General features: G+C 45.2%; 12 protein-coding genes. 3 read left to right on the forward strand and 9 right to left on the reverse strand.

Going from position 1 to position 8575, the window contains the following annotated elements; all coding sequences use genetic code 11:
• The 5 genes from EDC63_RS17285 to nfi all read right to left on the reverse strand — a co-directional run bounded on the left by EDC63_RS17285 (nt 1) and on the right by nfi (nt 2447).
• Nucleotides 1–483 (reverse strand): hypothetical protein, encoded by a 483-nt coding sequence (locus EDC63_RS17285; RefSeq protein ID WP_124946506.1) that lies wholly within the window; start codon nt 481–483, stop codon nt 1–3.
• Nucleotides 476–835, reverse strand: a complete 360-nt coding sequence (locus tag EDC63_RS17290) for a VOC family protein (protein WP_124946507.1) — start codon at nt 833–835, stop codon at nt 476–478. Before EDC63_RS17290 ends, EDC63_RS17285 begins: the two co-directional genes overlap by 8 nt.
• 96 nt (nt 836–931) lie before the next feature.
• Nucleotides 932–1150, reverse strand: coding sequence for a hypothetical protein (locus tag EDC63_RS17295; protein WP_124946508.1), 219 nt, complete (start codon nt 1148–1150; stop codon nt 932–934).
• 9 nt (nt 1151–1159) lie between these two features.
• Nucleotides 1160–1558 carry a hypothetical protein gene (locus EDC63_RS17300; RefSeq protein ID WP_124946509.1) on the reverse strand — a complete coding sequence of 133 codons (399 nt, stop codon included), beginning with the start codon at nt 1556–1558 and terminating at the stop codon, nt 1160–1162.
• Nucleotides 1559–1727: 169 nt separating this feature from the next.
• Nucleotides 1728–2447 (reverse strand): deoxyribonuclease V, encoded by a 720-nt coding sequence (nfi, locus tag EDC63_RS17305; protein WP_124946510.1) that lies wholly within the window; start codon nt 2445–2447, stop codon nt 1728–1730.
• A gap of 23 nt (nt 2448–2470) precedes the next feature.
• Between nfi and hypF the strand changes: the two genes are divergently transcribed.
• Nucleotides 2471–4741 (forward strand): carbamoyltransferase HypF, encoded by a 2271-nt coding sequence (gene hypF, locus EDC63_RS17310; RefSeq protein ID WP_124946511.1) that lies wholly within the window; start codon nt 2471–2473, stop codon nt 4739–4741.
• 228 nt (nt 4742–4969) lie between these two features.
• On the opposite strand, the gene EDC63_RS17315 is transcribed toward hypF, so the two are convergent.
• Together EDC63_RS17315 and EDC63_RS17320 are read right to left on the reverse strand one after the other, a co-directional pair.
• Nucleotides 4970–5632 (reverse strand): PEP-CTERM sorting domain-containing protein, encoded by a 663-nt coding sequence (locus tag EDC63_RS17315; RefSeq protein ID WP_124946512.1) that lies wholly within the window; start codon nt 5630–5632, stop codon nt 4970–4972.
• A 108-nt stretch (nt 5633–5740) separates the two neighbouring features.
• A complete protein-coding gene (locus EDC63_RS17320; RefSeq protein ID WP_124946513.1) occupies nt 5741–6382 on the reverse strand; it encodes a VPLPA-CTERM sorting domain-containing protein in 642 nt (213 codons plus the stop codon).
• Nucleotides 6383–6717: 335 nt separating this feature from the next.
• On the opposite strand from EDC63_RS17320, the gene EDC63_RS17325 reads away from it, so the two are divergent.
• Together EDC63_RS17325 and EDC63_RS17330 are read left to right on the forward strand one after the other, a co-directional pair.
• The gene (locus EDC63_RS17325) at nt 6718–6999 is read left to right on the forward strand and encodes a type II toxin-antitoxin system RelE/ParE family toxin (protein ID WP_124946514.1); all 282 of its coding nucleotides are present in this window, start codon (nt 6718–6720) and stop codon (nt 6997–6999) included.
• A 9-nt stretch (nt 7000–7008) separates the two neighbouring features.
• Nucleotides 7009–7362 (forward strand): HigA family addiction module antitoxin, encoded by a 354-nt coding sequence (locus EDC63_RS17330; RefSeq protein WP_132920969.1) that lies wholly within the window; start codon nt 7009–7011, stop codon nt 7360–7362.
• 542 nt (nt 7363–7904) lie between these two features.
• Here the strand turns inward: EDC63_RS17330 and EDC63_RS17335 are convergent.
• Both EDC63_RS17335 and EDC63_RS17340 read right to left on the reverse strand, forming a co-directional pair.
• On the reverse strand, nt 7905–8111 hold the full coding sequence (locus EDC63_RS17335) for a hypothetical protein (RefSeq protein WP_124946515.1): 207 nt from the start codon (nt 8109–8111) through the stop codon (nt 7905–7907).
• Nucleotides 8078–8302 (reverse strand): hypothetical protein, encoded by a 225-nt coding sequence (locus EDC63_RS17340; RefSeq protein WP_124946516.1) that lies wholly within the window; start codon nt 8300–8302, stop codon nt 8078–8080. The genes EDC63_RS17335 and EDC63_RS17340 overlap by 34 nt, the downstream gene beginning before the upstream one ends.
• Between the last annotated feature and the right edge of the window lie 273 nt (nt 8303–8575).

An 8575-nucleotide genomic window follows, 5' to 3' on the forward strand; every position in this document is an offset into this window, starting at 1 on the left:
CTATTGCAAAGCATACCCTTCCAGTTTTTTTAACAATGTTTGATTTTCTTGGGTGCTGGAATCAAACTCGCGGCTACCCGTACAAATATCGACAGAACCGGTTTTGTCTGCAAAGAACAGATAAGTGTGTCCCACAGTCAGGCTGACACCACAATCACCACGACCAAATCCCGTTTCAATTGTTTGAAGAATGGCAGGCTTCCCCTTTAAAATCTGCTCTACGTTAAATTCGCCGAGCTTTCCCCTCCATTGAGGATGAGAAGGGCGGTTTTTAGTTTCCTGGATATGCGTGATACGGGCGATGAAGACATGTTCTGCCATATCAAATTGTTGTTTTTCGTTCAGTAATATACAGGAGCATGCGGATGCACTTTGTATGTAAAGCAATGAAATGAAGCTCATGACAAGCGCGATAGCATAGCGGAAACTAAATAGGCTTCTACTTCTGTCGGCAGGTTTGAAATGGCTGAGGCACTTATTCATCCAGATCTGTCCATACAGCATATTCATTGCCGCTCGGGTCGCAAAAATGAAAACGTCGACCACCCGGAAAAGGAAATATGGGCTTACTGATGATGCCACCTGCAGATCGAATTTTCGATAGTGTCTCATCGATCGCTTGACTATAGAAAACAACTAGGGCGCTACCGTTATTGGTAGAAGCGCACAAATCAGATTTATAAAATCCGCCATCAATGCCTTCATTTGAGAAAGCAATGTAATCAGGTCCATAGTCAATAAATGACCAGCCAAATGCCGCAGCAAAAAAACGTTTAATTTTTTCCAAATCTTTTGCAGGGAATTCAACGTAATTAATTTTTTCATGAATTTTCATGGCAGGGTATGGTGATTTACATTACTTAATAAATGAAAGTTGGCTCCGCGCTATAGTGAAGCCAACTCGTGTAAATGGATGGATGGCGTTGATACTTCATTTTTCCCCATTGCTTTCCAGTAATTTTTTACGCTCAGCTTCATACTCCTGGTAAGACATGGATTTGTCACTCGGTTTTTGCTCGGATACCGGATTCATGATGACATTTCTGGTTTTGAGTCCTTCATAAATATTAGCGTAGGCAGTTTCTTTATTTGCACAGCCCGAAAGCAGTAAGATTTGAGCAAAAAAAACAATGGTGAATTTTGTGCGCATGGATTTCCCCTATTTCAGATCAACTTGTACCTTGATCAGGCCAGGTTTGGGATGTTCCGGGCCGGGAATTTTTATTTCAATATTAATGCCGAGCGCTTCATCGCCTCTTTGCCAGGTTTTGTGGTCAAAGCTTACCCAGCGTTTGTATGCGTAAATATCTTTTTTGAGTGTCACATTCAGCGTGTGCTCTGCTTCTTGCGTCAGGGCTGAACCCTTGATAACTGTTACCACGGGAATGGGTTTGCCAGCAGGGAAAAAAAGAATGAAATCGCCGTTTGCGGGGGTGGGTTTGCCAAATTGCACTACAGGGACAGCTTTAAGGGTTTCGGGTGTGGGCTTTATAAAACTCGCGCAGCCACCGAGACCAATTAATGCCAATATAACAAATGAAAGCGAAATGCTTTTCATGTTTTTCTCCATCTTCCAGTTAAGAGTATTTAGAAGCAATCAATTGCAGTAACGCACTGATCCAGCAAGAATAGTGTTGTATTGAGAATACTGTTGTCAATCAATGGATGATGAATTTTTGTTAATCAAGTTTTTGTATGCAGACAAAACAGCTCAAGGCGATAAGTATTTACTGCAAGAAGATTTTTTGTGTGGCGTTTTTCATGAGCGCCCGCTGAATGTCACTTTCTTTGCCTGATGCCAGTCGGTGTGCCCAGCGAGTTGTTTCAGGTAACCGGAATTTGGTTGTGCATGCCATAACATAGTGAATGGCGGTTTGCAGGCTGATTCGATGGCCCGGTGATATATACAGGGGGTTGATGTCAGTGCGGGTTCGTAAAACGGCACCGATTATTTCGCCTTTATAGGTAAGGGGAGACCAAGCACCACGTTTATTGGGTACTTCGCTGAATTCTCCAATTAAACGGGTTTTGGCAACACCTATTGCGGGTATGTCGCATAACAGACCAATATGGCTGGCAATGCCAAATCGGCGTGGATGGGCAATCCCTTGGCCATCAACCAGCAGCAGGTCGGGCTGAATATTCAGTTTCTCGAATGCCGCTAGCACTGCGGGTACTTCGCGAAAAGAAAGCAGACCAGGCACATAGGGAAATTGTGTGGGTAGCCTTGCGATCACATGGTCAACCAGTTTTAATTCGGGGAAACTCAATATGGCAATTGCTGCCCGGGTGATGGTATTGGAGGCTTCAAACCCCACATCGATTCCTGCCACATAATGCACTTGTCCGAGTGCATCTGAAGTGATAATTTCTGCACAGAGCGCTTTCTGAATGGCAATGGCTTCCTGCGGGGTAACATTCCACGGGTGGCGGGCTTGTATTTTCATAACAGGCATTGTAAGTTGACGTGATGACAGATGTCGATAATGATCCATCCGGTTCGGTAGAAACGTATCGTCTGCTTGTTGGCGGACAGGTGCAAGGGGTGGGTTTTCGCCCATATGTTTACAGGCTTGCGCATCAATATACTTTATCCGGTTGGGTACGAAACCTCTCCGGGCAGGTCGAAATCATGGTTCAGGGGCGTTCCGAGTCTTTGGTCAAATTTGCCGATCAATTGCTTGCAGAAGCTCCACCTCTAGCTTTTGGACAAATCATTTCCCAAATTGCTTCGCTTGAAAAAAAACTGGAAGGGTTTACCATTTTATCCAGCACAGAAAGCGCAGCATCGGATATTCATGTTCCACCAGATTATTTTGTATGTGATGAATGCCTGAAAGAACAGCAAGAATCATCTGATCGACGTTACCGTTACCCATTTATTAATTGCACCCAGTGTGGTCCGCGTTATACGCTGATTAGTCGGTTGCCTTATGATCGTCCCCATACCACTATGGCTGGATTTGAACTTTGCCCTGACTGTCAGGCAGAGTATGAAAATCCGCTTGACAGACGTTTTCATGCAGAACCCATTGCGTGCCCGGCATGTGGTCCGCAACTTGCGTTTCAAGGTTCGGATTCATCGATAGTCACAGGAAATGACGAAGCCTTAGCTGAAGGTGTGCACATGTTACGGGAAGGAAAAATCCTTGCTGTAAAAGGCATAGGTGGATATCACCTGATGTGTGATGCCACCAATGAAGAAGCGGTGAGTCGCTTGCGTACTGCCAAGCACAGGCCACACAAACCGCTGGCTGTCATGTTTCCAAAGGGTGATGGTCTTTTCCGGTTGCAAAGAGAAGTAGTATTGAATCAATACCAAAAAGAATTTTTGTGTGGCCCGATGCGTCCAATTGTTCTGTTAAAAAAACGTGAAGATTCAACTTTACCCGCCTCAATTTCAGATGGCCAGGATGAACTAGGGGTGATGTTACCCTATAGCCCGTTGCATCATCTGTTACTGAACGATTTTGGCGGGCCGGTGGTAGCGACATCTGCCAATATTAGCGGTGAACCAGTGCTGATAGACAATATTGAAGTCGCACATCGCCTTGCTCATGTGGCAGATGCATTTCTGCATCATGATCGCACGATAGCGCGTCCGGCAGATGACCCTGTATTTCGAGAAATTGCAGGGGAAATGCGCCCCTTACGTCTAGGCCGCGGTTGCACACCCTTGGAAATCACGCTTCCCTTCACTTTATCCAAACCAGTATTGGCAGTAGGGGCGCACAAGAAAAACTCCGTGGCACTGGCTTGGGACAATCGGGTAGTGATTTCACCTCATATTGGTGATATGGGAACGTTGCGGAGTCTGGTGGTATTCGCACAAGTGGTTAAGGATCTACAAGCACTTTATGGTGTGACAGCAGAAGTAGTGGTGTGTGATGCACACCCCGGCTATGCCACGACAAAATGGGCAAATAAATGTGGCTTGCCAGTTTTGAAAGTGATGCATCATCACGCCCATGCCTCTGCGGTGGCGGGAGAGTTTCCATTAGAGGAAAATCAACTGGTGTTTACCTGGGATGGCACAGGACTGGGTGAGGATGGCGCTTTATGGGGAGGTGAGGCGCTACTGGGAAAACCTGGGTATTGGTATCGTTTCGCTACAATTAAGCCGTTTTATCTGCCAGGAGCTGAAAAAGCAGGCAGAGAACCATGGCGCTCGGCTGCAGCAGTTTGTTGGGAGTCTGGGTTGCAGTGGCAAGGAACGATAAAAGAGGCTGAGTTGCTTTATCAAGCATGGCAACGACGCATCAATTGCCCGAAAACTTACTCAGTTGGCAGATTGTTTGATGCTGCGGCATCGCTTGTGGGGCTGCTGCAGACGGCCAGTTTTGAAGGGCAAGGCCCCATGTTGCTGGAAGCGGTTGCTGTGCCGGGAATTGTTCCTGTAAACCTTCCTTTGCAACGTAATGGGGAAGGTATATGGGAGTCAGACTGGTCACCCTTGTTATCAGTGTTAACTGATGAATCTTTGTCCGTTGCTGAAAGGGCGGGATGTTTTCATTCGTCTATGGTCCATGCTTTATTAGCGCAGGCAATTCGTGCACGTGAAGAACATGGAATAAAGGTAATAGGTTTGTCCGGGGGGGTATTCCAAAACAAAATACTTTCTGAACAGGTGGTATCGTTGCTGGAGCGGCATAATTTTATTCCCAGACTGGCCGAACGGGTGCCATGTAATGATTCAGGAATTTGCTTTGGTCAGATTGTTGAAGTGGCAGGAAAATTATAATGAATGCACTCTCCCGAGAGAAAAAGTAGGGTATATTCAAAACTGACTTTTGGAATGTATGAGTGGCATCCGTAAGGAATCGTTGCTCCCGATCTGAAGCACAGCCTGCTGTATTAAAATAGCCTAGTTCAGAAACAAAGACAGCGACTAACTGGCCGCCGTCTTCACTTTTCATATCTGTAAATTTTGCGACAGACCTTGCTAATTTAACTCAAAAATTCAGGTAAATCACTTAAATGATGGAAGTGATAACCGTCGTCTTGTCATACTCAATAATCCTAGCAAACCTGCTGCCAACAGCCATGTTGTTGCCGGCTCTGGAACGGCTGAAACCTGGTTAACGGAAACTTTATCCAAATAAAAGTATGCAGGATCATTCCCGAACTCAAACTTGAGCGCTGTGGCCAATGAAGTTGCCACGAAGCTGTAAGTATATTGAGTATAGTCCTGTACTGGCATGTCAAATTGGCTGAACAAAGTGGTATTGCCAATTTGGCTTGAAAAATGGTTAGGAGCGGAGTTCCCTAACCATTCATCATTGGCAAGCCAGTAAGTCAGTGAGTAGGTACTGCCCACTAAAGTAGCAAAAGTTTGCGACAGCGATCCTCCTCCGGTTTTATTGTAAGCACCTAGTACAGCCGTATAATTTCCGCTTAAAGGGTTAGAGTCGATCACGCCCGTCCAGTTGGTATCGCCAGCTTGAGACCAACCGGTGAAATCGCCGGTTTCAAAATCACCATTCGTAATCAACTCAGCATGTGCTGAAACTACACTGAGGCTTGTGGCAAAGAGCAGGGCGCAAGTTAAAGCAATTTGTTTTGATGTTTTCAAGGATTTTTCCCATTTAATATCGTTTGAAGTTGCATGGTAAACAAGAAGATCATCCGGCAAGTCAGATTATTGGCTTTAAGCCTTCTGCCTGGCTGAACATCTGAACCATGTGGGTAGAAAAGCAAGGTTGGCTTGCGCGATCCTCGTTGTTTCTAATAAAACGAGGGTTTAACTCGCTTTTCTTCTTGAAACACCAATCAATCCAATTAAACCAGAGCCTAATAACCAGGCTGCAGCCGGAACCGGTACGGCGCTAGGTGGCAAAGATGCGTTGGTTGAACCGGCAAACCAGCTGCTTGTAACCTGTGAGTCTTCTGTACTCAATCGGATTACATGGGCTGCAAAATCCAGGTTGACACCAGCGGAGCTGCCTGCAGCACCGGTTGAGGGATGTACATAATCATAAACGGTGTCCCCAGTAATGCCGATAATTGAGAACGCTAATAATCCAGTGGCGCTATTTTGAGTAGCTGACAATGTTGATGTGAATTTACCAAAACCATCCTGGTTTTTATTGGTGGCGTAAGTCCAACTGGTAGGAGCTGAAATGTTCGAGTTGAAAATGGCTTTGGTGGTATTGAAGCCAAAACTGTCGATTACCCCGCCGGAAAGTAACGGTAAGAGCATTTTTACAGTGAAATCAATGTTTCCACTTGCACCGTCTGCAATGGTGACTTCCAGATAATTATTACCATTCGGAAATTGAGTCGTTACATTCGAATTGTCCAGGTAATAGGAAACAGAAGCAGCTTGAGCATTCAACGCGAATATCAAGCCTATAGAGGCTATTAATTTTGTGATCATTTTCATTATTGTAAATTCCTGATTGGGGTTAGTAGTGCTTTTATTGAGGTGAAGTACATGTGTTTCGTATGGTATCCACACTCTTGTAATGTGATAAGCAAATTTCATGCCAAATATTATCTATATGATAGTTATGGAAAATTTATTGAATTTTGGCGTGAGAGTGTATGATTATCAACAGGTGCGTCGATTCTTCATTGCAGCAATGTGGGAAAATTTGAATTGGGAAATTTGTTGTTACGTAGTTTGCGTAGTGCGCAATAAATAAATGAGATTGCGTTATTTCTCCGCTGTGTTGCCTGACCTTGACGTTTTACGTAAAACGTACTAATATTTTCAATATGATTAAAACCTTTTCCGATAAGACCACTGCAGCCATTTTTGTCGGATTTGCGGCAAAGAAATTACCACCGGAAATCAGGAAGCGGGCACGGGAAAAGCTGGACATGTTGCACCGTGCGCGTATTTTGGACGATCTTCGCGCACCCCCTTCTAACAGGTTGGAAGCGCTTTCTGGCAACCGGGAAGGGTTTTGGAGTATCCGTATCAATAACCAGTGGCGCGTATGTTTCCGTTTTGAAAACGGTGATGCATTTGATGTTGAAATAGTGGATTATCATTAGGAGCCACACATGACTATTCGTATAGAAGATCTGCCTGAGATGGATTTCTCTGACGTAATCACTGGCGAGCACATTCCGCCTACACATCCGGGCGATATATTACTGCACGATTTTCTGGAACCATTGAATATGAGCGCCAATGCGCTGGCCAAGGCGCTGCATGTTCCAGCAAACCGGATTTCCGGGATTCTGAATCACACGCGTGGAGTGAGTGCTGATTCGGCACTTCGTCTTGCACGCTACTTCGGGTGCACAGCGGAGTTCTGGTTGGGTGTGCAGGCGGATTACGATTTGAAAACTACGCAAGCCATGATCGGTAACAAGTTGGAAAAAGAAATTACTCCGTTGCCAGTTGCGGCCTAAGTCTTTTTTAGCACCTGTAAGTCGCAATAACCAAAGGGTATGCGCCGAGAGTTAGTCCATATACCGTACCAAATTGTCCAATCCGGTGGGTATATGCCTTGTTCTAACAATGCATGAAAGGCCAAATACGGCCAGCCCTGATTACCAGCCCATGCTTAAATGGGTTGGTATGAAAGTAATCACAATGCGCCTGATAGCCTTTTCGTCCCTGATCTCATAGATACTGTGCATTGCACTTTGGTTTTGCACTCTACGCGGGCTCATCCCTTCGGTGATAGGGGGTTATTGGCCCCAATGGAACAGCAATATTCGCGTAAGCAGCCTCAGCGAGTTGTGCTTGTTGAAACAGGTCTTGAATTGTGCTCATTTTTCTTCGCCCTTTACATGAATAATGAATTGCCCAAATTTGATTGCTTTATCTCGCCCGCCAATACAATAATCGCTATGAAGCCAGAACCGTAATTCCGGTTCGCCGCCAATATTCCCATTGCCCGTTGAAAAGTCGATATATCGCGCAACAACTTCCTTGGTCTTGGTGTCAACTAACTGTCGCTCCCTTCGCCATCGATGTAAAAAAACACACCCTCCTTTTTATACATCAAGTCAAATCGCTGATTTATATGGACTACATCGCCTCCGCCAGCATAACCATGCTGCCATACCCGTTGTGTAGTGAGCGTCTCCATCACCCCCGGATTTTCCGCCTTCCACTGATTCAGTGTTTTGTAAAACCAGAATCCTTCGCGCAATAGAACTCCTGGGTAGCCACTGTCTGTAGCCAGTCCCAGAGAACCAGGCTGTACATCACAAATGCCGCGCCCCGGCCCCAGCTCTTGGCACTCTTGCCGTTACCTCGTGCATAACGAATCGCCCAGAGCACAACCACAATTGAAATTAGCAAGTATAGTAGCGCTGCTCCGAATACAACTAACCCAATCATTTCAAATTACCTTTATCAAGAGAATCGATTGCTGTTAGGCTTAACATCTCGCTTTATTCACTATGTTGCCCATATGATTTGTTTTTTTAATTTATGACATCATGGTAGGCAGGTAATGGGTTGTCAAGAAACAATGGATGTATTCCACGTTGCATTGTAGCTAAAATTTGAATTACTTACCTGATTATAAACAAACTTCAGCTAGGCTCATGTGGTGAGCCTTCTGCCTGAGAAAATACTCGGTATTGCGAAATACATGATACCGAGGAAAAC

This window comes from Sulfurirhabdus autotrophica, from assembly GCF_004346685.1.
GTDB lineage: Bacteria > Pseudomonadota > Gammaproteobacteria > Burkholderiales > SMCO01 > Sulfurirhabdus > Sulfurirhabdus autotrophica.

What these genes read in the sequence shown, in the direction of transcription:
- EDC63_RS17285 (WP_124946506.1), bottom strand. Translation starts at nt 483, where the DNA reads ATGAATAAGTGCCTCAGCCATTTCAAACCTGCCGACAGAAGTAGAAGC.
- EDC63_RS17290 (WP_124946507.1), bottom strand. Translation starts at nt 835, where the DNA reads ATGAAAATTCATGAAAAAATTAATTACGTTGAATTCCCTGCAAAAGAT.
- EDC63_RS17295 (WP_124946508.1), bottom strand. Translation starts at nt 1,150, where the DNA reads ATGCGCACAAAATTCACCATTGTTTTTTTTGCTCAAATCTTACTGCTT.
- EDC63_RS17300 (WP_124946509.1), bottom strand. Translation starts at nt 1,558, where the DNA reads ATGAAAAGCATTTCGCTTTCATTTGTTATATTGGCATTAATTGGTCTC.
- nfi (WP_124946510.1), bottom strand. Translation starts at nt 2,447, where the DNA reads ATGAAAATACAAGCCCGCCACCCGTGGAATGTTACCCCGCAGGAAGCC.
- hypF (WP_124946511.1), top strand. Translation starts at nt 2,471, where the DNA reads ATGACAGATGTCGATAATGATCCATCCGGTTCGGTAGAAACGTATCGT.
- EDC63_RS17320 (WP_124946513.1), bottom strand. Translation starts at nt 6,382, where the DNA reads ATGAAAATGATCACAAAATTAATAGCCTCTATAGGCTTGATATTCGCG.
- EDC63_RS17325 (WP_124946514.1), top strand. Translation starts at nt 6,718, where the DNA reads ATGATTAAAACCTTTTCCGATAAGACCACTGCAGCCATTTTTGTCGGA.
- EDC63_RS17330 (WP_132920969.1), top strand. Translation starts at nt 7,009, where the DNA reads ATGACTATTCGTATAGAAGATCTGCCTGAGATGGATTTCTCTGACGTA.
- EDC63_RS17340 (WP_124946516.1), bottom strand. Translation starts at nt 8,302, where the DNA reads ATGATTGGGTTAGTTGTATTCGGAGCAGCGCTACTATACTTGCTAATT.